At 74.5% G+C, this 18,556-nt stretch carries 20 protein-coding genes; 13 read left to right on the forward strand and 7 right to left on the reverse strand.

The window, feature by feature from the left end; translation table 11 throughout:
- The first annotated feature begins 46 nt into the window (after positions 1-46).
- The 4 genes from ACWEMJ_RS20230 to ACWEMJ_RS20245 all read left to right on the forward strand — a co-directional run bounded on the left by ACWEMJ_RS20230 (position 47) and on the right by ACWEMJ_RS20245 (position 3,216).
- Entirely contained in the window at positions 47-445 is a 399-nt protein-coding gene (locus ACWEMJ_RS20230) for a DnaJ family domain-containing protein (RefSeq protein WP_452138447.1), read from the forward strand.
- 71 nt (positions 446-516) lie between these two features.
- A complete protein-coding gene (locus tag ACWEMJ_RS20235; protein ID WP_452138448.1) occupies positions 517-1,029 on the forward strand; it encodes an N-acetyltransferase family protein in 513 nt (170 codons plus the stop codon).
- Between the two features lie 240 nt (positions 1,030-1,269).
- Complete coding sequence (locus tag ACWEMJ_RS20240) at positions 1,270-2,418, forward strand: Cmx/CmrA family chloramphenicol efflux MFS transporter (protein ID WP_452138449.1); 1,149 nt, start codon at positions 1,270-1,272, stop codon at positions 2,416-2,418.
- Positions 2,419-2,529: 111 nt separating this feature from the next.
- Complete coding sequence (locus tag ACWEMJ_RS20245) at positions 2,530-3,216, forward strand: hypothetical protein (RefSeq protein ID WP_452138450.1); 687 nt, start codon at positions 2,530-2,532, stop codon at positions 3,214-3,216.
- Positions 3,217-3,228: 12 nt separating this feature from the next.
- Here the strand turns inward: ACWEMJ_RS20245 and ACWEMJ_RS20250 are convergent, their stop codons facing one another.
- Both ACWEMJ_RS20250 and ACWEMJ_RS20255 read right to left on the reverse strand, forming a co-directional pair.
- Positions 3,229-4,002, reverse strand: a complete 774-nt coding sequence (locus ACWEMJ_RS20250; RefSeq protein WP_452138451.1) for an SDR family oxidoreductase — start codon at positions 4,000-4,002, stop codon at positions 3,229-3,231.
- 42 nt (positions 4,003-4,044) lie between these two features.
- On the reverse strand, positions 4,045-5,316 hold the full coding sequence (locus tag ACWEMJ_RS20255) for a cytochrome P450 (protein WP_452138452.1): 1,272 nt from the start codon (positions 5,314-5,316) through the stop codon (positions 4,045-4,047).
- 292 nt (positions 5,317-5,608) lie between these two features.
- Between ACWEMJ_RS20255 and thrS the strand changes: the two genes are divergently transcribed.
- The 4 genes from thrS (at position 5,609) to ACWEMJ_RS20275 (ending at position 9,253) form a co-directional block, all read left to right on the forward strand.
- Positions 5,609-6,823, forward strand: a complete 1,215-nt coding sequence (gene thrS, locus ACWEMJ_RS20260; RefSeq protein ID WP_452138453.1) for a threonine--tRNA ligase — start codon at positions 5,609-5,611, stop codon at positions 6,821-6,823.
- Positions 6,824-7,008: 185 nt separating this feature from the next.
- Entirely contained in the window at positions 7,009-7,647 is a 639-nt protein-coding gene (locus ACWEMJ_RS20265) for a hypothetical protein (RefSeq protein ID WP_452138454.1), read from the forward strand.
- A 201-nt stretch (positions 7,648-7,848) separates the two neighbouring features.
- Positions 7,849-8,643 carry a thioredoxin domain-containing protein gene (locus ACWEMJ_RS20270; protein ID WP_452138455.1) on the forward strand — a complete coding sequence of 265 codons (795 nt, stop codon included), beginning with the start codon at positions 7,849-7,851 and terminating at the stop codon, positions 8,641-8,643.
- Positions 8,644-8,647: 4 nt separating this feature from the next.
- On the forward strand, positions 8,648-9,253 hold the full coding sequence (locus ACWEMJ_RS20275) for a vitamin K epoxide reductase family protein (RefSeq protein WP_452138456.1): 606 nt from the start codon (positions 8,648-8,650) through the stop codon (positions 9,251-9,253).
- A gap of 70 nt (positions 9,254-9,323) precedes the next feature.
- On the opposite strand, the gene ACWEMJ_RS20280 is transcribed toward ACWEMJ_RS20275, so the two are convergent.
- Both ACWEMJ_RS20280 and ACWEMJ_RS20285 read right to left on the reverse strand, forming a co-directional pair.
- A complete protein-coding gene (locus tag ACWEMJ_RS20280; RefSeq protein WP_452138457.1) occupies positions 9,324-9,911 on the reverse strand; it encodes a TetR/AcrR family transcriptional regulator in 588 nt (195 codons plus the stop codon).
- Between the two features lie 30 nt (positions 9,912-9,941).
- Positions 9,942-10,793, reverse strand: a complete 852-nt coding sequence (locus ACWEMJ_RS20285; RefSeq protein WP_452138458.1) for an alpha/beta hydrolase family protein — start codon at positions 10,791-10,793, stop codon at positions 9,942-9,944.
- Positions 10,794-10,980: 187 nt separating this feature from the next.
- Here ACWEMJ_RS20285 and ACWEMJ_RS20290 point away from each other — a divergent pair, with 187 nt between their 5' ends.
- The 3 genes from ACWEMJ_RS20290 to ACWEMJ_RS20300 all read left to right on the forward strand — a co-directional run bounded on the left by ACWEMJ_RS20290 (position 10,981) and on the right by ACWEMJ_RS20300 (position 12,968).
- A complete protein-coding gene (locus ACWEMJ_RS20290; protein ID WP_452138459.1) occupies positions 10,981-11,472 on the forward strand; it encodes an SRPBCC family protein in 492 nt (163 codons plus the stop codon).
- Positions 11,473-11,598: 126 nt separating this feature from the next.
- On the forward strand, positions 11,599-12,225 hold the full coding sequence (locus tag ACWEMJ_RS20295) for a YbhB/YbcL family Raf kinase inhibitor-like protein (protein WP_452138460.1): 627 nt from the start codon (positions 11,599-11,601) through the stop codon (positions 12,223-12,225).
- Positions 12,226-12,296: 71 nt separating this feature from the next.
- Positions 12,297-12,968 (forward strand): thiaminase II/PqqC family protein, encoded by a 672-nt coding sequence (locus ACWEMJ_RS20300; RefSeq protein WP_452138461.1) that lies wholly within the window; start codon positions 12,297-12,299, stop codon positions 12,966-12,968.
- A 390-nt stretch (positions 12,969-13,358) separates the two neighbouring features.
- On the opposite strand, the gene ACWEMJ_RS20305 is transcribed toward ACWEMJ_RS20300, so the two are convergent.
- The 3 genes from ACWEMJ_RS20305 to ACWEMJ_RS20315 form a co-directional block, all read right to left on the reverse strand.
- Positions 13,359-14,204: a nucleotidyltransferase domain-containing protein gene (locus ACWEMJ_RS20305; protein WP_452138462.1), complete on the reverse strand. Its 846-nt coding sequence runs from the start codon at positions 14,202-14,204 to the stop codon at positions 13,359-13,361.
- A 77-nt stretch (positions 14,205-14,281) separates the two neighbouring features.
- Positions 14,282-15,715: an endo-1,4-beta-xylanase gene (locus ACWEMJ_RS20310; RefSeq protein WP_452138463.1), complete on the reverse strand. Its 1,434-nt coding sequence runs from the start codon at positions 15,713-15,715 to the stop codon at positions 14,282-14,284.
- Positions 15,716-15,940: 225 nt separating this feature from the next.
- Positions 15,941-16,447, reverse strand: coding sequence for a GNAT family N-acetyltransferase (locus tag ACWEMJ_RS20315; protein ID WP_452138464.1), 507 nt, complete (start codon positions 16,445-16,447; stop codon positions 15,941-15,943).
- A gap of 199 nt (positions 16,448-16,646) precedes the next feature.
- On the opposite strand from ACWEMJ_RS20315, the gene ACWEMJ_RS20320 reads away from it, so the two are divergent.
- Positions 16,647-16,841, forward strand: a complete 195-nt coding sequence (locus ACWEMJ_RS20320; RefSeq protein ID WP_452138465.1) for a hypothetical protein — start codon at positions 16,647-16,649, stop codon at positions 16,839-16,841.
- Positions 16,842-16,948: 107 nt separating this feature from the next.
- Entirely contained in the window at positions 16,949-18,538 is a 1,590-nt protein-coding gene (locus ACWEMJ_RS20325; protein WP_452138466.1) for a hypothetical protein, read from the forward strand.
- Positions 18,539-18,556: the final 18 nt, after the last annotated feature.

The raw sequence follows: 18,556 nt of genomic DNA on the forward strand, positions 1-18,556 counted from the left end.
CGTGAAGGAGAGCCGTCCGCGCCGAACCGAACGGGAGGATCGCGCCGTGACCGACCGCAAGCCCCCAGGGGTCACGTTCGAGAGCTGGGTCGATCGGCAGATCCGGGAGGCCGCCGAGCGCGGTGCGTTCGACGATCTGCCGGGGGCGGGCAGGCCGCTGGCGCACGAGGGGCGGCCGTACCACGAGATGTGGTGGGTCCGGGAGAAGCTCGAACGGGAGGGGCTGAGCTTCCTGCCGCCCTCGCTCGTGCTGCGCAACGAGCTGCGCGAGGCGCTCGACGCCGCCCGCCTCGCGCCCACCGAGGCGCTGCTGCGTCGGCGGCTGGCCGAGCTCAACTCCCGTATCGACGCCGCGCTTCGCCGCCCGATCGAGGGCCCGCCGCTCGGCGTGGCGCCGGTCGACGTCGAGGCGGAGCTCGCCGAGTGGCGCCGCTCCCGCAGCTGATCCGGCGCCCGGCCGAGCAGGCGTCGAAAACCGGCTTTCGCACCGGCCGCCGCACGGCCGAAGATGTCCGGATGGATGCTGATCGAACCGTGCAGCTGCGGCGGATGACGCCCGCCGAGTACCAGGCCGTGACGGAGCGCCGCGAGGCGGAGACGGCGCGCGAGCTCGCCGCGTTCCTGCCCGAGGAGCTCGCCCGGCAGCGGGCCCGGGAGGGCACCGCGCAGTTCCTGCCGCAGGGGGTCGACACCGACGGGCACCACCTGGTGGTCGCGGAGGACGAGGCCGGCCGGGTGGTCGGCGACGCCTGGATCGGGCCGGACCCGCGCCAGTTGGCCGGCGGCACCGCCTCGGCGTGGCTGTACGACCTGCACGTGCGGCCGGAGTTCCGCCGCCGGGGCTTCGGTTCGGCGATCCTCCGGGCCGCCGAGGCCCTCACCGCCCGCGAGGGCTGGACGGCCCTCGGCCTGAACGTGTTCGGCGGCAACGAGGGCGCCATCGCGCTGTACCGCGCCAACGGCTACCAGGTGGCCGCCATGGCGCTCCGCAAGGAGGTCGCCGGGCCCGCCCGGAAGAAATCCGGGTGACCGGACGGCGGGTGTTCGGTAGCGTACGCAGCGTGGTGAGCCCCGAGTCGGACGAGGCGGGGGTCTTCGGCTCCGCCGTCGGCCCCTGAGCACCCGAGTCCGCGCCTGCGCGCCCGCGCCGCCCCCGGAGAACCGCCGGGGCCGCGCGGCTCTGCGGCGTGCCCGCCGCGCGCGTTCCGCGCGGTGACCGGGTGACGAGACGGCAGTCCGTTTCCTCTCCTCACCCCGGAGTACCGTGCGATGCCTCTTGCCCTGTACCTGCTCGCCCTGGCCGTGTTCGCCATGGGCACCTCGGAGTTCATGCTGTCCGGCCTGCTGCCGGACCTCGCCGCCGAACTCGGCGTCCAGGTCGGCACGGCCGGCCTGCTGACGTCGGCCTACGCCGTCGGCATGGCCGCCGGCGCCCCGCCGATGGCGGCCCTGGCCCGCCGCTGGCCGCGCCGCGCCGGGCTGTTCGGGTTCGTCGCGCTGTTCGCGGCGGCCCACGCGGTGGGCGCGGTGACCGACTCGTTCCCGGTGCTGTGCGCGAGCCGCGTGGTGGCGGCGCTCGCGAACGCCGGCTTCCTGGCGCTGGCGGTGACGACGGCGGGTGCGCTGGTCGCACCGGAGCGGCGGGGGCGCGCGATCGGCGTGCTGCTGTCGGGGACGACGGTGGCCACCGTGGTGGGCGTGCCGGCGGGTGCGCTGCTCGGTCAACTGCTGGGCTGGCGCGCCTCGTTCTGGGCGGTGGCGCTGCTCTGCGTACCGGCCGCGGTCGGCGTGCTGGCCGGCGTCCGGTCCGAGCCCGGGACGACCGACCGGCCCGCGCTGCGGGCGGAACTCGCCGAACTCTCCCGGCCCCGACTGCGCCGCGTGCTGCTGCTGGGCGCGCTGGTGAACGGCGGGACGTTCGCGGCGTTCACCTTCCTCGCCCCGCTGGTCACCGGCCCGGCCGGGCTCGGGCGGGGCTGGGTGCCGGTGGTGCTGGTGCTGTTCGGTCTCGGCACGTTCTGCGGTGTGGGCGTCGCCGGGCGCCTCGCCGACCGGCACCCGCTGCGGCTGCTCGCGGTGGCGGTGCCGCTGCTGCCCCTCGGCTGGGCGGCCCTCGCCGTCCTGGCCGGCCGACCGGCCGCCGTCCTCACCCTGGTGCCGCTGCTCGGCGCCCTCTCCTTCGCCGCCGGCGGGACGCTCATCGCCCACACCCTGACCACCACCCCCAACGCCCCCACCATGGCGGGCTCCTACGCCACCGCCGCCCTCAACCTCGGCGCCGCCGCCGGCCCGCTCCTCGCCGCCGGCACCCTCCCCAGCCCCACCGGCCCGCTCCACGCGGCCACCGCCCTCACCGCCGTCGCCCTCCTCCTCGCCCCCACCCTCCGCGAACGCCCGCCGGCCCCGACCACCGCCTGATCCCGACCACTGCCCGCCCCGGCCCCCTCGTCACCGCTGCTCAGCGTGCTTGTAGAGTGCTCGCCGTCGTCCGACCGGACGACCTGATTCCACTTCAGCCAGGGGGAGCCGATGACCACCGCCGAGGAGCCGCCGCAGTCGGGCGTCGACAGCCTGCGGACGATCTGGGCGGCGGGGCAGCAGCCGCCGGTGCCCTGGCACCGGCGGCTGACGGGGAAGCAACTCGGCCTGTGCATCGGCGCGGTGGCCGCACTCTCCCTCCTCGCGCTGGGCCTGGTCGCGATCGACTCCGAGTCCGAGCAGCGCACGGTCGCCCTCCCGGCCGAGTTCGCCGGCCTGTCCCGGGTCGCCGAGGACCAGGACCTGGCCCGCCTCCGCGCGGCCTACCAGGCGGACAACGCCAAGCGCTACGTGCCGCGCAGCATCGAGGTGGTCGCGTACGGGCAGCCGGGCGCGACCGGCCTCGGCGAGGCGGAGCTGCTGGCGGTCGGCCTCTCCGGCTCGGTCCCGGACGCCGCCGAGGCGGCCACCCGCATGCTCGGCGGCTACTCCCCCACCGGCACCCGCACCCTCCGCGACGGCACCGAGGTCACCGACCTGCGCACCTTCGACCCCGGCCCGCTCGGCGGCAGCCTCGCCTGCGCCCTGCTCCAGGACACCGACCGCGAACTCCCGGTCTGCGCCTGGGCCGACGGCTCCACCCTGGGCAGCCTCACCGACGGCACCGCCACCCTCACCCTCGACGAACTCGCCGCCCGCACCCGCGAACTCCGTACCCTCGCCGAACACCGCAGCTAGGGTCTGCCCCCGCTACTGGAAGCCGCCGCTGCTCTGCAGGAGTTGGCCGTTGATCCACTGACCGTCCGGGGAGCAGAGGAAGTCGATCAGGCGGGCCGCGTCCCGGGGGGTGCCGAGGCGGGCGAGGGGGGTTCGGGCGAGGATCCCGGTGCGGGTGGCGTCGTCCATCCAGCCGGTGTCGGTGGGGCCGGGGTCGACGGCGTTGGCGGTGATGCCGAGGTGGGCGAGTTCGTGGGCGGCGGCGAGGGTGATCCGGTCGAGGGCGCCCTTGCTGGCCCCGTAGGGGAGGTTGCCGACGGTGTGGCCGCTGGTGAGGGCGATGATCCGGCCGGTGCCGAACGGGCCGGCGAAGCGGCGGCCGAACTCGCGGATCAGCAGCCAACTGGCGCGGGTGTTGACGGCGAAGTGCCGGTCGAAGCTTTCCACGGTGGTGTCGAGCAGGCCGGAGTCGACGGATTCGGCGTGGCTCATCACCAGCGCGGTGACGGGGCCGAGTTCGGCCGTCACCCGGTCGAACAGCCGGGCGGGGGTGTCGGGGTCGGCGAGGTCGGCGGGCACCGCGAGCTGCCGGGCGCCGTGCGCACGGATCGCGGCGCCGACGGTCTCGACGGCACCGGCCTCCACGCCCCAGGGCATCCGGGTGTCGTACGGCGTCCAGTGGGTGTGCGCGATGTCCCAACCGGAGGCGGCGAGTTGTTCGGCGATCGCGGCGCCGATGCCCACCGTCCGGCCGACTCCCGTCACCAGTGCGACGGGGCGGGCGCCGTCATGCTCAGCAGTCTTCATCGCCGCCGATTCTGACGGCGCATCACGGAGCGCCGCAAACGATTACCGCCGCAGCACCGCCCGCACCGGCCCGTCGGGGTGCACCGTCAGCCGGTAGCCGACGCCGCTCGGCCGCTCCCGGATCTCCGGCCGGACGGCGGGCAGCACCTCCTCCAACAGCAACGTCATTTCCCGCAGCGCGAATTGGGCACCGATGCAGGCCCGCGGGCCGAGCCCGAACGGGAAGTAGGCGCCGGGCGCGGGGCGACGCTCGGCGGCCAGGAAGCGCTGCGGCCGGAACGCCTCCGGGTCGGGCCACAGCCCGGGGTCGCGGTGCGTCAGGTAGGGGCAGAGCAGCACGGTCGCCCCGGCGGGGACGGTCACCCCGCCGACGGCTCCGGTCTCGGCTGCGTGCCGGGGCATCAGCCAGGCGACGGGGTACAGCCGCAGCGTCTCGTCGATCAACGCCCGTACAGCGGCGGCCCGTTCAGCCGATCCGGCCGGCCCGGCGGCGAGCGCCCACTCCCGCTGTTCGGGGTGCTCGTCGAGCAGCAGGAACAGCCAGCCGAGCGTGGTGGCGGTGGTCTCGTAGCCCGCCACCATCAGGGTGAGCAGCTCGTCGCGGACCAACTTCCGGTCGTAGTCGGGCAGTTCGCTCGCGGCCCGGAGCAGCACCGCGATCAGGGTGGGTTCGTCGGCCTGCCCGGCGAGGGCGACGGCGTGTTCGGCGGCGCGGTCGGCGTCGGCAACGGCGCGGCTGAAGTCGAGCCCGGTCTCGCCGGTGGCGGGGGCGAACGCGGGGATGGCGGCAAGGCTGTCCCCGGCGGCGACCAGCTGCCGGTAGGTGGGCTCGTCCAGGGCCTGCGCGGTGAGCGCGCGCCAGATCACGTCGAGCGAGAAGTACCTCAGGTCGGCGTCGAGTTCGCGTTCCTCGCCGGTGTCGGCGGCGGCCCGCCAGCGGTCGGCGAGGGCGGCGACGGCGGCCCGCAGCTGCGGTTCGTAGGCGCGGATGCCGCGCACGGTGAACTGCGGTTGCAGCAGCTTGCGTTGACGCCGCCAGGGCTCGCCGGCGGCGCACAGCAGGCCGTCGCCGAGCAGCACCTTGGCGCGGTGGCCGTGCTTGACGTACGTGTCGGGTTCGCGGGCCAGCACCTGCTGGACTTCCTCGGCCCCGGCGACCAGCACCACCTGCCGCTCGCCGATCCTGAACCCGGCCACCGGGCCCAGCTTCTGAGCGGCCGTCAGCAGGTCGACCAGCCGCCCGCCGCCCGCCCGCCAGCGGACCAGCTCCTCGGCGTCGAGCTCCGGAAGGGTGCTGTCCGCTGCCGTCACCATCGCATCTCTCCCCTGCCGCCACGGTCCGAACAGCACCCACCCTAACGGAGCGTGGGCGCCCCGTGCCGGTCCGCAACCGCCGACCGGACGCCGACCCGGCAATTCGGGTGCGGTCGCGCGGCCTGCCCGCTAGCGTGGCGGCCATGAAGCGCGCTGCGATGCTGACGACGACGCCGGAGAGTGTCCCGGCGCGCTGACTGCTGCAGTGAGTTCAAGCCCCGGGGCCGAGCGCCCAGGGCTTTCGCATGTGCGGCCACCGGCGGCTCGTCCCCCTTCCGGTGAGGAGACCGCCGTGTTCGACCATCGCAAGCTGGGCCGCGAGTTGGGCCTGTTCGACACCGATCCGCTGATCGGTTCGGGTCTGCCGTTCTGGCTGCCGGACGGCGCCGCGGTGCGGCAGAGCCTGGAGGATTTCGTCCGCGCCCTGGAGCGCCGCGCGGGCTACCGGCACGTGTACTCCCCGGTGTTGGGCAAACGCGAGCTGTACGAGCTGTCCGGGCACTGGGCGCACTACCGGGACGACATGTTCCCGCCGCTGTCGATGAGTGACGACGACCAGCTGGTGCTGCGCCCGAGCCTCTGCCCGCACCATGCGGTGATGTTCCGCTCCCGCGCCCGCAGCTACCGTGAACTGCCGTTGCGGATGGCCGAGTTGGGCGACATGTACCGCTCCGAGCGGTCGGGGGTGCTGGGCGGGCTGACCAGGGTGCGGGCGATCCGGCTGAACGACGCGCACATCTTCTGCACCCTCGACCAGGTGGCCGAGGAGGCGCGCGGCGCACTGGAGTTGATCGCGGTGGCGTACCGGGCGATGGGCATCGTCCCGTCCCGCTACCGGCTCTCGCTGCCCGGCCCGGGCGGCAAGTACGTGGCCCGGCCGGAGCTGTGGGAGCGGGCGACCGCGCTGCTGGTGGAGGTGCTGGAGGAGCTGGGCGTGCCGTACGAGGAGGGCGTCGGCGAAGCGGCGTTCTACGGGCCGAAGATCGACGTGCAGGTGGTGGACGCCGCGGGCCGCGAGTCGACCCTGTCCACCGTGCAGGTCGACTTCCACCAGCCCGAGCAGTTCGACCTGCACTTCGTCGGCCCGGACGGGGCGCGGCACCGGCCGGTGATGGTGCACCGGTCGGTCGTCGGCAGCGTGGAGCGGGCGGTGGCGCACCTGATCGAGCGGCACGGCGGGGCGTTCCCGGCCTGGCTGGCGCCGGTGCAGTTGGCGGTGCTGCCGCTGGGCGAGGAGCAGGACGGCGCGGCGCGGGAGCTGGCGGCGCGCTGCCTGGAGCTCGACCTGCGGGCGGAGGTGCTGGGAGCGGACCGGGGTTCGCTGGGCGCCCGGGTCCGGGAGGCGCGGCTCGCGCCGTACCAGGTGGTGCTCGGTCCGCGCGAGGTCGCCGACGGCACCCTCGGGGTGCGGCTGCGCGACGGCCGGCGGCTCGATCCGCTGCCCGCCGGGGAGGTGCTGGCGCGGATCGGCGCGCAGGTCCGGGCGCACGCCGTGGAGCTGTGGTGACGGTGGCCGGGGTCACAGCGACGGCGTGACAAGTCCCACGCCGCCCGCCCGGCCGGGCGGGCGCCGATCCGTCCCGCGCCCGCCCCACCGGCCGCCGAAGTCCCCTTTATTCGGCGCTTATCCGCAGGTCGGGGGGCCGAACGGCCCTCGTGCCCGGGACCTTCGGCGTGGCATACTCCGGAGCCATGACCGGCATTCACGCGACCAGGGCCCTGCGGGGCGCGGTGTTCACCGCGCTCGCCGTGCCGCTGGCCGCGTTCGGCCAGGTGGTGATCACCGGCCGTGCCCTGCCGCTCACCCTGGTCGCGGCGGCCTGCCTCGCGGTCTTCCTGCTCGCGGTCCTGCTGGACGGCGCGCGCCGCCGCTTCCTGCTGCTGTCGGCGGTGCTGGTGCCGGTCGAGCTGCTGCTGAACACCGCCTTCAACCTCGGCCAGGACGCCTGTTCCCGGCCGATGCGCGGCGTGGACCTGCTGGTCTGCGGCGGCGACCGGGTCGGCGGCTCCGAACTGTTCGCGCAGTGGACGCACAACTCGGCGGGCCAGCTGCGCCTGCTGGTGCTGGGCGTGCACCTGGCGCTCGCGCTGGCCGCCGCGGCCTGGCTGCGGCTGGCCGACGCCGCCCTCGACGGGGTCGGCGAGGCGCTGCGCACGGTGGCCCGGGTACTGCCCCGCCGCTGGCGTTCGCTGCTGCTGGCGGCCCGCCCGGCCTGCCCGGCCGCGCTGCTGCCCCGGGCCGGCGCCGAGCCCGCCCCGCGCCGCCCGCAGGACGCCGTCCACACTCCCGCCCCGCGTCGCGGACCGCCGCAGCCGGCCTTCGCCTGCTGACGGTCCGCCGCTTCGCGCCTCGCGCCGCTCCCGGCCGTCTCCGGGCATCCCGCACTGCCCCACACCCCTTTTGACCCGCACCCCGCCGGGCCGCCCGCGCCTGCTCCCGTTCCGCCGAAACCACCTGTTCAGGTGGCCTCGCCGGCCGGAGCCGGGCCGCGTCGTGCCGCCCGCCGCCGGGTGCAGAGGAGACGGATCACCATGCCCAGCACCCACAAGTCCGCCAAGACCGTTTCGGCCCGCGAGCGCCTGAAGCAGGCCCAGCAGGCGGAGGCGCTGCGCGCCAAGCGCCGCCGCACCCTGACCATCGGCATCTCGGTGGTCGCGGCCGTCGCCGTGATCGCGGGCGGCACCACGCTCGCCGTCAACGCCTCCAAGGACTCCGACTCCGGCAGCAGCTCGACGGCGATCCCCGCCAACACCTCCGGCCCGGACAACACCGTGGTCGTCTACGGCAACCCGGACGCCCCGCACACCCTGGCCGTGTACGAGGACTTCCGCTGCCCGGTCTGCGAGATGTTCGAGACCGCGGCCGGCCCGACCGTCAAGGAACTCGCCGACCAGGGCCAGTACAAGATCGAGTACCACCTGGCCGCGTTCCTCGACAACAACCTCGGCGGCAAGGGCTCCAAGACCGCGCTGGCCGCGGCGGGCGCCGCGCTGAACGAGGGCGTCGACAAGTTCAAGCAGTTCCACGACGTGCTGTACGCCAACCAGCCCGAGGAGCGCGACGACGCCTTCGGCGACGTCAACCACATCCTGGAGCTGGCCGACCAGGTCCCGGGCCTGAAGACCGAGGCGTTCACCAAGGCCGTCACCGAGGGCACCTACAAGGGCTGGGCCACCAAGGTCGCCAACGCCTTCAACAAGAGCGGCGTCAGCGGCACCCCGACCGTCAAGCTCGACGGCAAGACGCTGAACGTGATCGGCCAGGACGGCAAGGCGCTCTCCGGCGAGCAGTTCGGCGCGCTGGTCAAGCAGACGATCGGCGGGTGACGCGATGACCACGGCCCACACCGGCCCGGTGGCGGCAAGTCGCCGCTTCTCCTGGCTGATCCTGCTGGCCGGGCTGCTCGGCCTGGCCGCGTCCGCCCAGCTCACGCTGGACAAGATCCGGCTGATCGAGAACCCGGCCTACCAGCCGAACTGCAACATCAACCCGATCATCAGCTGCGGCTCGGTCATGCGCACCGAGCAGGCCGAGGTCTTCGGATTCCCTAATCCGATCATCGGCCTGGCCGCGTTCGGCGCCCTCGCCGCCATCGGCGCGGGCCTGCTCGCGGGCGCCTCCTACCGCCGCTGGTTCTGGCTGTCCCTGCAGGGCGGAACGCTGGTCGGCCTGGGCTTCGTCGCCTGGCTGATCCACGAGGCGCTGTACGAGATCGGCGCGCTGTGCCCGTACTGCATGGTGGTCTGGGCCGTGGTCATCACCCTCTTCTGGTCCACCACGATCCACAACCTGCGCACCGGCGTCCTGCCCGCCCCGGCCGCCGTCCGCCGCTTCGCCGCCCTCCGGCACCAGTGGCTGGGCCCGGTCGCCGGCTTCCTGGTGGTCGCCCTGCTGATCCTGAACCGCTTCTGGTTCTACTGGTCGACGCTGATCTGACCGCCCCGAAAACGGCCGCCCCCTCGCCCGAGGGAGCGGCCGTTTCGCCGTTCCAGGCTCGGCCCGGCGTTCAGCAGATCCGCGGCGGCGAGGCCAGCGCCGCGGCCACCAGCGCCCGCACCGCGCGGTCGTCCAACTCGCCGCCGCACAGCACGACGCCGCGGAACAGCATCAGGCCCGCCCAGGTGTCGAGCAGGGTGTGGATGTCGGTGTCCTCGGGCAGCACGCCCCGGGCGACGGCGCGGCGCAGCACGGTGGCGGAGCGTTCGCGGCGGGGTTCGACGAGTTCGGTGCGCAGGCGGTGGGCGAGTTCGGGGTCGGTGGCGGCGTCCGAGATCAGCGCGGGCAGGATCGCCCGGACCTGCGGGGCGCCGTAGAGCCCGGCCAACGCCCGGGCCAGGGCGAGGATTTCGCGCGGGCTGTCGTCGAGGTCGTCGACCGGGATGTCCGGCAGCGTGGTGCGGACGGCGTCCAGGGTGAGGGCGGCCTTGTGCGGCCAGGAGCGGTAGACGGTGGCCTTGCCGACGCCCGCCTCCTGGGCGATGCCGCCGACCGTGGCCTTCGCGTAGCCGACCCGTGCCAGCACCCGCAGCGTGGTCGCCAGGATCCGTTCGCGGGCCGCCAAGTCCCTTACCGGAGCGCCCTGTTCGTCGGACACCGGGTGCAGGGTGCGCTTCTCCCCCATGGCTCAGCGACCGCCGCGCAGCCAGTCGGCGATCAGCTCGGCGATCCCGCCGCCGGAGCGCGCCCAGCGGACGTGGTCGCCGGCTTCGCCGGGTGCGGGCCGGTGGTGCCGGCGCTCCACCTTCGCGGCGGGGAGCTTGCCCACCAGGTGGTCGACCGCACCGGCGGGGGCGAGGCGGTCGTCGGGGAGGGAGACGGCGAGGACGGGCAGGTCGAGCGCGGCAAGGGCCTGCTCGTAGTCGAGATCGGCGCCGGCGGGCGCGAAGCGGCCGGTACGGCCGAGGCGGGCCCAGTCGCGCATCAGCCGGGCGGGCTGGCGGCCGCCGAAGCCGAGCCGGTGGCCGGGCCAGTAGCCCCACAACGTGGCGATCAGCGCGAGGAGTTGGGTGTTGGCCAGCACCCGCCAGCGGGCGGCGCCGGTGAAGCCGCGGAAGTCCACGGTGCCGGAGGCGACCAGTACCAGGCCGTCCACGGCCGCCGGTTCGCGCGCCGCGGCCAGCAGGGCGGCCTGCCCGCCGATGCTGTGGCCGAGCAGGAACAGCGGCACCTCGGCCCCGAACCTGGCCCGGGCCGCGGCCGTCACCGCGGGGAAGTCCCGGGCGGCCAGCGCGTGGTAGCCGTGCGTCGACCGGCGGTCGGGCGCCGGCCCGCTCTCGCCCTGTCCGCGCAGGTCGACCGCGACCACCGCGACCCCGCGCGCGGCCAACTCGGCGCAGAACGGCGCGTAGTAGCCGGCCGGCACGCCGAGCGCGGGCCACAGCAGCAGCACCGCCGTCGGCCCGCCGTCCGGCACCGTCACCGTCGCCGCCAGCGCCTCGGCGCCCGGCACCGGTATCCGCGTCCGCTCCGGTTCCATCGGCTCCCCCGCTCCCGTCTCCACCCGCGCCGCAGGTCGGAACGAGTCGTCTCGTTCCACGCTAGCGAGCGCCCTCGCGGGCCGTCAAGTACCCCTCCGACGAGCGGATTTGGGCCTTGCGGCGCGCTCCGCCCGGCGCATACGGTCGGAGCCTACTCGTCAGTCACTTCCAGCCCGGGAGGCCCCTGTGACCCGCCAATGGACCCTTCGGGAGAGCGTGACGGTGCGCGCGTCCGCCGAGTCCGTGTACGCCGCCGTCACCGATCTGCGGAACATGGCCCGCTGGAGCCCGGAGTGCATCGGCGTCCGCCGCCTGGGCGGCGGGCCGGTCGCCGTCGGCGCCCGCTTCCTCGGCTTCAACCGCAAGGGCCCGTTCCTGTGGTTCACCGACTGCCGGGTCACCACCGCCGAACCCTCCCGGGAGTTCGCCTTCCACGTGGGCGTCTTCGGCCTGTCGGTGGCCAGTTGGGGCTACCTGATCGAACCGGAGGGGCCCGACGCCGTCCGCGTCACCGAGTACTGGGAGGACCTGCGCACCGGCCCCGGCTCCCGCCTGACCGACCTGCTGGCCCGGGTCTTCTCCGGCACCCGCCCCGCCGACCGCGCGGCCCTCAACCGCACCGGCATGCGCGCCACCCTGGCCCGGCTGCGCACCGACGTCGAGCAGACCCGCCGCTGACCCCGCCCCGCCCTTCCCGTCCGAACGTTCAGCATCCGAACCCCTTGACCGGCCGCCCGTTCCCGGCTTAGCTGGCGGCCGCCCGGTGTAGTTCACGGGCGTCAAATCAACGACACGGGGGTCAAGTTGATCATCTCTCGCCTGCCCGCGCTCCGAACGGCCGCTGTCGCCGCCGCCGCGCTGGCCGTCAGCTGCACGCTCACCGCCGCCGCCCCGGCGACCACCGCGGACGCCGCCTCCGGCGCCCGGCTCACGCCGTTCACCCTCACCAGCCCGGACTTCCGCGACGGCGGCAAGCTCCCGGCCTGGACCGAGCTCGGCGGCCCCGGCACCGAGGAGGCGTCCTGCCACGGCAAGAACCTCGCGCCGCAGCTGGACTGGCGCAACGCCCCGGAGGGCACCGCCGGTTACGCCCTGCTGGTGAACGACCCGGACGCGCCGCTGGCCGGCGGCTGGCACCACTGGGTGCTGTACGACATCCCGGGCTCGGCCCACCGGATCGACGGCCACGGCAAGGTCCAGTTCACCTCGGGCACCAACAGCTACACCGCCTACGGCCTGCCGGTCCCCGGCTGGGGCGGCCCCTGCCCGCCCGCCACGGGCCAGCCCCACCACTACGTGTTCACGCTGTACGCGCTGTCCACCCCGACCCTCCCGACGGCCGGCCTGACGTACGAGCAGGTCACCGCCGCCATCGAGCCGTACGTCCTGGGCGCCACCAGCATCGTCGGCACCTTCCGCCGCACCCCCTGACGCCGCGTCGCCCACCGCCGTCCCGGTGTGGCACTCCGGCGTGTGCGGACACCCGCCCGTAGCCTGGGCGGGTGTCCGCACCCGTTCCCGCACGCACCGCAGCACGCGAGTTGTACGAGCGCACCGTCGCCGAGCTCGCCCCCGCCGCCGCCCGCAACCGCCTGGTCGAGCTGGTGGAGGCGGGCACCGCGCCCGTCGAGTCGCTGCGCCGGATCGCCGGCGAGGAGGACCGGATCATCCGCAGCGACCGGCGCTCGTTCGCCCTGCTCGCCGCCCGCTTCGCCGACTCCGGCCCGGCCGCCGCCCCGTTCTTCCTCGGCCTCGCGGAGGGCGAGGGCCAGGCCCTCGACCTGCTCCCCCCGTTCGCCGCCGCCGTCGGCCTCTCCCCCGCCGACCTGGCCGCGTACCGCCCCCGCCCGGCGGCGCAGAGCTACCCTCATTACCTCGCCTGGCTGGCCCAGTTCGGCGCCCTGAGCGAGACGGTGCTCGCCCTGCTCGCCAACTTCGGCTTCTGGGGCGGCTACTGCGCCCGCCTCGCCGCCGCCCTCCCGGAGCACTACGGCCTCTCCCCCGAGGCCACCGCCTTCTTCCGCTTCTTCGCCACCCTCCCCCCGGACTTCGAGGCCACCGCCCTCGGCCTGCTCCAATCCGCCCTGGACGCGGGCGAATCCGCCGACAGGGCCCGCCACGCCGCCCGTCTGATGCAGTCCTACGAGGCGTCCTTCTGGTCAGCGATGCTCTGAGCGACGGAGCCGGTCACCGTCCGCCGGCGATCAGCGCCAGGGCCTCCGACAGGCCCAACTCCTCGAAGCCGCACCGCAGTACGGCCCGCGCCGCCCCCGTCGCACACCCGTGCCGCAGGCGTCCCGGCGCAGCCGTCGGCCGACCTCCACCCCTTCGACCGGCGCTTCCTCGTCCACCTGATCCAGCCCGGCGAACCCCAGGAACCGCCCACCGCCGCGGAGTTGGACGGCCCACCGGCCCAACCGCGCGCGCCCGCCGACCCTTCCCGGTCGAGCACGCCGCCGAGGTGACAACACACCTCGGGGTCGGCGTTCAGCTCCGCCCAGCGGTCCAGGTCGTCGTCCCGCCACTGCCGCAACACCGGCCTGGGCGTGGCCAGTTCGACGAACTCAGCCGTGCCGCCCGCCCGCCAGCACCTCGGCCGCCAGCGCCTCCGCCGCGTCCAGCACCGCGCCGAGCGCCGCCGCGTCCACCCCGCCGGGGGCGAACAGCGCCTGCGCCCGTCGCTCGAAGTCCGTCGGCGCACAGGGTAGTTGACCGGCCGAGGCGATCGCGCCCTTCTCGTTCACCAGCCACCGCCCGGCCCGCGCGTGCAGGGCGTGCACCAGTAGCCCGACCGCCCGGAACAGGCACCCCTGCACGTACCCGGCGTCGCCGCGCCGCGCCCCCTTCCGGGCGACCGCCAGCGTGAACGGCACCTCCCACCCGGCGTCCGCCTCCAGCCTGCGCGTCAACTCGGATGGGAATTCCCGTACTTCGTCCTGAAGCTCCGTCAGTGTGCCGTCCTGCTCGGCGAGTACCAGCCCCAGCGCCAGTTCGCCGACGTACGTGTAGGACGGCACACCGTACGGGTGCCCTGCCTGCTGCCCGCCGACGTACCGGCCGGCCCGGGCCTCTGCGGCGTAGCGGCGGACCCGGTCGACGTCCCGGTAGATCCAGTCCACCCGCGCCGGGCCGATGTCCAGCCACGCGCCGCCGTCGACCCACGGCCCCCAGCCGCCCGGTTCGGTCACCTCGACCGGGCGGCCGCAGAGTTCGGCGGCGAGGCGACGCAGCGCGGCGGTGTCGAGTTCGCCGGCCCGGTAGTACAGGCCGAGGTCGTAGTCGGATCCGGCGGCGTGCGCCCCGCGTGCCCGGCTGCCGCCGAGGCAGACGCCGACGATGCCGCCGATCCCGGCCAGCCGTTCGGCGATCCGCCGCAGTTCGGCCTCGCTCAGTTCGCTGTTCTCGTTCATCGCCGTCAGAATGCCGTACCGCGCCCGCCCCGGCGAGGAGGTTTCGTCCCGGCGGGCGCGGACCGCCGGCCGGTGGCTCAACCCATCGTGCAGGCAACCCCGTTGAGGGTGAATCCGGTGGCCGCGGCGGTGTTCCCGGTGTGGTTGGCGTTGAACCCGAAGCTGGTCGATCCCCCGGCCGGAACGGCCGCGTTGTAGCCCAGGTCGCTCGCCGTGACCTGCCCGCTCGCCGGCGTGACGGTGGCGTTCCAGGCGCTGGTGACGCTCTGCCCGGCGGGCAGCGTGAACTTGACCGACCAGCCGTTGACGGCGCTGCCGCCGGTGTTGGTGACGGTGACGTTCTCGGTCAGGCCGCTGTTCCAGGCGTTGACCTGGGTGCTGACCTTGCAGCCCGTCCCCGAGGGCGGGGTGGACGGGGAGGAGGACGAGGACGGCGAGGGCGATCCGGCCGCGCCGCCGAGCGCGGTGACGGCCGCGTTGTAGGCCGACTTCGGCAGGTAGTTGTTGTCGTACATGGTGGCGGCGCCGTACCCGCTGAACGCCCCGGGGATCCACGAGTCGGCGTCCCCGACGCCCCACTGCGAGACGCCCACGCAGCGGCTGACGGCCAGGCAGTTGCCGATCACGGTGGCGTAGTCGGTGGCCTGCTGGGCCAGGTTGGCGGCACTGGCGGGGGTCTGCATCCGGTCGTCGAGTTCGGTGATCGCGACGTCGAGGCCGAGCGCGGCGAAGCGCTGGATGTTGGCCTTCATGCTGCTGGGGACCTGGCCGACGATGAAGTGGCTCTCCAGGCCGACGCCGTCGATCGGCACGCCCTGCGACTTGAGCGAGGAGACCAGCTGGTACATGGCGTCGCTCTTGGCGTTGAGGCCTTCGATGTTGTAGTCGTTCAGGTAGAGCTTGGCGTTCGGGTCGGCTGCCCGCGCGGTGCGCAGCGCGTCGGCGATGTAGTCGGCGCCCATGGCGTTGTAGAAGACGCTGGTGCGCAGTGAACCGTCTTCGTTGAAGGGCTCGTTGACGACGTCCCAGGCGTAGAGCTGGCCCTTGTAGTGGGTGGCCTCGGTGGTGATGTGGTTCTCCATCGCGGCCTTCACCTGGCCGGTGGGGAGGTTGCTCACCCAGGACGGCAGCTGGCTGTGCCAGACCAGGGTGTGGCCGCGCACCCGCATGCTGTGGGCCTTGGCGAAGGAGACGATCTGGTCGCCGGGGCCGAAGTTGAAGTTGTTGGCGGAGGATTCGGTGGTGTCCCACTTCATCTCGTTGCCGGGGGTGACCATGTCGAACTGGGTGCCGGCGACGGCGGTGAGCGCGGGGGTGTTCAGGTTCGACTGGGTGATGGCGGTGCCGAAGTAGCTGCCTTTGGCCTCGGCGAGGTCGCGCAGGGTGGTGCCGGCGGCTCCGGCGGGGCCGCTGCCGAGGGTGGCGGCGGCGAGCAGTCCGCCGGCGGCGGCGAGGGCGAGCGCGGCGAGGGCGGGCCCGCGCCGGCCTGCTGCGCGCAACTGTGCAGCCATGGTTCGTCCTTCCGGGGGTGGGTGGGTGGACGGACCGTACGGTCGGCCGCCCGCCCCGGGCAACGGCCCGCCGTCACCGCCGACTGCCCTGCCGGCCACGGCAGTTGATCGCCCCGGCCCGCCGCCGACACCCCCGACCTGCGGCGGCCCGGGAACGGCGGAGCGGCCGCCGCCCGGCGCTCCGGGTGTCGGCGGCCGCTCCAAGTACCGGTGCGGGGGCGAAAGTTACAGCGCGTCGGCGCTCAACGCGCTTTCCTCGCGGACGAGTTCCTTGCCCATGCAGATGCTGAGCTCGTGGTCCTTGTAGTAGCCGAACTTGCGGATGTCGGCGTACCCCTCGGAGGTGTACAGGCCGATCGCCTCGGGCTGCAGGGTGCCGGTCTCCAGCACCATCCGGGTCCGCCCGGCGGCGATCGCGGCCCGCTCCAGGTGGCGCAGCAGCTCCCGGGCGTACCCCTTGCCGCGGGCGGCGGGGACGACGTACATCCGCTTGAGCTCGGCGTCGCCGTCGCGCAGGCCGTCCTCGTCGCGCTCCTTGACCCGCCATCCGCCGCAGGCCACCGGTTCGCCGTCCGCGTAGCCGATCACGAACAGCCCGGCGGGCGGGTCGAAGTGGTCGGTGTGCACGGCGGTCTGGTCGCCGTCGCCGTATCGGACGACGTACTCCTGCTGCACTTCGTCGGCGAGCTTCTGGGCGTCGGGGTGTCCGAAGCCCGTGGTGCGGATCTCCATGCCAGCCAGGGTACGGGCCGCCGCCGGGCGGCCGTGCGGGGGGCGGTCGAACCCGGAGCCGTTCCCGGCCGGTGGTCGAGCCGCCGTTCGGGCGGCCTTGGAAGATCCACCCGCTTGCCGCACACCATCATCTATTACTTTTTGTCACGATGAAGACACTTTCTGTCATATTGTCCCCGCCCCCGTGAAGGAGCGTCCCGTGATTCTCTCCATCTCCGGCATCGTCCTGTTCGGCGTGATCGCCTTCCTGTTCTTCCGGCGGGACGGGCTGAAGATCTCCCACGCCCTGGTCTGCGCACTGTTCGGCTTCTACGTCGCGGGCTCCTCGATCGCCCCGAGCATCCAGGCGGGCGGCGCGAGTCTGGCCAGCCTGATCGGCGGCCTGAGGTTCTGACCGGCCCCGGTTCCGCACGGCCCGGGCGCGGCAGTCCCACCGCCCCGGGTCGTCCCGTTCTCAGCTGATCCCCGTCCCCCGCCCACGCCCCCGCCTCGGGAGTCCGCATGTCCTTCACCCGCCACTTCAACCGGGGCCGCGACCTCGCCCGCTCGGCCGGCGACCACGCGGCCGACGTGTTCGCGCCGCTGACGCTGATCGGTCGCGGCCTGCGCCGCCATGCCGACTGGGCCAAGGCCCGCTGGGCCGCCACCCCGAAGGAGCGGCGCGGCCCGACGCTGCTGGTCGGCGCGGCCGTCACGGTCGGCGTCTTCCTGCTGCCGCACGGCCCGCTGCTGGCCCTGGTCGCCCTGCTCGCCTCGGCCGCCTGGGTCGGCCGCAGCCCCAAGTCCGCGCCCGAGCCCGAACCGGACCTCGCCGAGGTCAAGCTGACCGCGCTGTACGCGGCGCTCACCCCGTACCTCGGCGGCCTCGACGAGCCCTTCGCGCTGTACCGGCTGGACGGCGAGTGGCGGGCGGCGTTCTCCGGCTGGGAGTTCGACGCGGACGGGCGGCTGAGCGCGCTGGAGATCTCCTACCCGGCGTACTTCACCGACACCGAGCCCGCCGCCCGGGCCCGCATCGAGCAGGTGGTGCAGGGCAAGGCGGGCCGCTCCCGGGAGTACCGCTTCGACTGGGACGAGGAGATCAACCGGCTGCGGGTGAGCGCCCTCGCCCCGCTGCCCGCCGACATCGTGGCGCAGCGCTTCGTCACCGCGCCGGGCGAGATCGTGCTCGGCTTCACCGACGGCGCGGGCAGCAACCGCACCATCCCGATCGAGCAGGGCGGCGCGACCGAGCAGCAGCCGCCGGTGGTCTGGCGGGTCGGCCCGCGCTCGGCGGAGCCGCACCTGCTGGCACTCGGCGCGGCCGGGTTCGGCACCTCGACGCTGCTGCGGTCGATCGCGCTGCAGGCGCTGCCGTACGGGGACCTGGTGGTGGTGGACGGTGCCAGCACCGGCGAGCACGCCTGCCTGGTGAACCGTCCGGGCGTGTACACCGTGGAGACCAGCCTGCACGGGGCGCTGGCCGCGCTGGAGTGGGTGGCGAAGGAGACCGAGCGGCGGCTGATGGCGCTGAACGCGGCCCGGCACCACGGGGTGGCGGCGCCGGCGGACGTCACCCGGCCGCTGTGGATCCTGCTGGACCACCTCACCGAGCTGTCCGAGCTGGCCCACGCCGAGGGCCGCACCGACCCGCAGGAGCTGCTGGAGCTGCCGCTGCGGCACGGCCGGGCGGCCCGGGTCACGGTGGTGTTCGTGGACGACCTGGAGGCCCGCGACCGGATCTCCGCCACCGTGCACACCAGCACCCGGGCCCGGGTGGTGCTCGGCCCGGTCACCTCCGAGTCCGGCTCGGCCGCCCTGGGCGTGCCGCTGGACATCGCGCCCGCCGCGCACACCCCGCCCGGCCGCGGCTACGCCCGGATCGGCACGGCGGCCCCGGTCCGGGTGCAGGTCCCGGTGACGGTCGACCCGCTGGACGACGAGGCCCCGCAGGCGCTGCGCGAGGCGGTGATCGCGCTGCTCCCGCACCGCGACTCCCGCACCGAGGCCCCCGCGGCCGCCGAGCCGGAGCCCGCGGCCGAGCCCGAGCCGGAGCCCTCCGAGGTGCGGCTCACCAAGGACGCCTCCCCGGCGCAGCCGCGCCCGGCCTGACGGCCCCGCGGTGCGGTC

This window comes from Kitasatospora sp. NPDC004531 (assembly GCF_053602195.1).

Excerpts from the sequence above, each read along its gene's own strand:
- ACWEMJ_RS20245 (WP_452138450.1), top strand. The coding sequence starts at position 2,530 with ATGACCACCGCCGAGGAGCCGCCGCAGTCGGGCGTCGACAGCCTGCGG.
- ACWEMJ_RS20250 (WP_452138451.1), bottom strand. The coding sequence starts at position 4,002 with ATGAAGACTGCTGAGCATGACGGCGCCCGCCCCGTCGCACTGGTGACG.
- ACWEMJ_RS20255 (WP_452138452.1), bottom strand. The coding sequence starts at position 5,316 with ATGGTGACGGCAGCGGACAGCACCCTTCCGGAGCTCGACGCCGAGGAG.
- ACWEMJ_RS20325 (WP_452138466.1), top strand. The coding sequence starts at position 16,949 with ATGTCCTTCACCCGCCACTTCAACCGGGGCCGCGACCTCGCCCGCTCG.
- ACWEMJ_RS20285 (WP_452138458.1), bottom strand. The coding sequence starts at position 10,793 with ATGGAACCGGAGCGGACGCGGATACCGGTGCCGGGCGCCGAGGCGCTG.
- ACWEMJ_RS20240 (WP_452138449.1), top strand. The coding sequence starts at position 1,270 with ATGCCTCTTGCCCTGTACCTGCTCGCCCTGGCCGTGTTCGCCATGGGC.
- ACWEMJ_RS20235 (WP_452138448.1), top strand. The coding sequence starts at position 517 with ATGGATGCTGATCGAACCGTGCAGCTGCGGCGGATGACGCCCGCCGAG.
- ACWEMJ_RS20275 (WP_452138456.1), top strand. The coding sequence starts at position 8,648 with ATGACCACGGCCCACACCGGCCCGGTGGCGGCAAGTCGCCGCTTCTCC.
- ACWEMJ_RS20305 (WP_452138462.1), bottom strand. The coding sequence starts at position 14,204 with ATGAACGAGAACAGCGAACTGAGCGAGGCCGAACTGCGGCGGATCGCC.
- ACWEMJ_RS20270 (WP_452138455.1), top strand. The coding sequence starts at position 7,849 with ATGCCCAGCACCCACAAGTCCGCCAAGACCGTTTCGGCCCGCGAGCGC.
- ACWEMJ_RS20265 (WP_452138454.1), top strand. The coding sequence starts at position 7,009 with ATGACCGGCATTCACGCGACCAGGGCCCTGCGGGGCGCGGTGTTCACC.
- ACWEMJ_RS20310 (WP_452138463.1), bottom strand. The coding sequence starts at position 15,715 with ATGGCTGCACAGTTGCGCGCAGCAGGCCGGCGCGGGCCCGCCCTCGCC.
- ACWEMJ_RS20315 (WP_452138464.1), bottom strand. The coding sequence starts at position 16,447 with ATGGAGATCCGCACCACGGGCTTCGGACACCCCGACGCCCAGAAGCTC.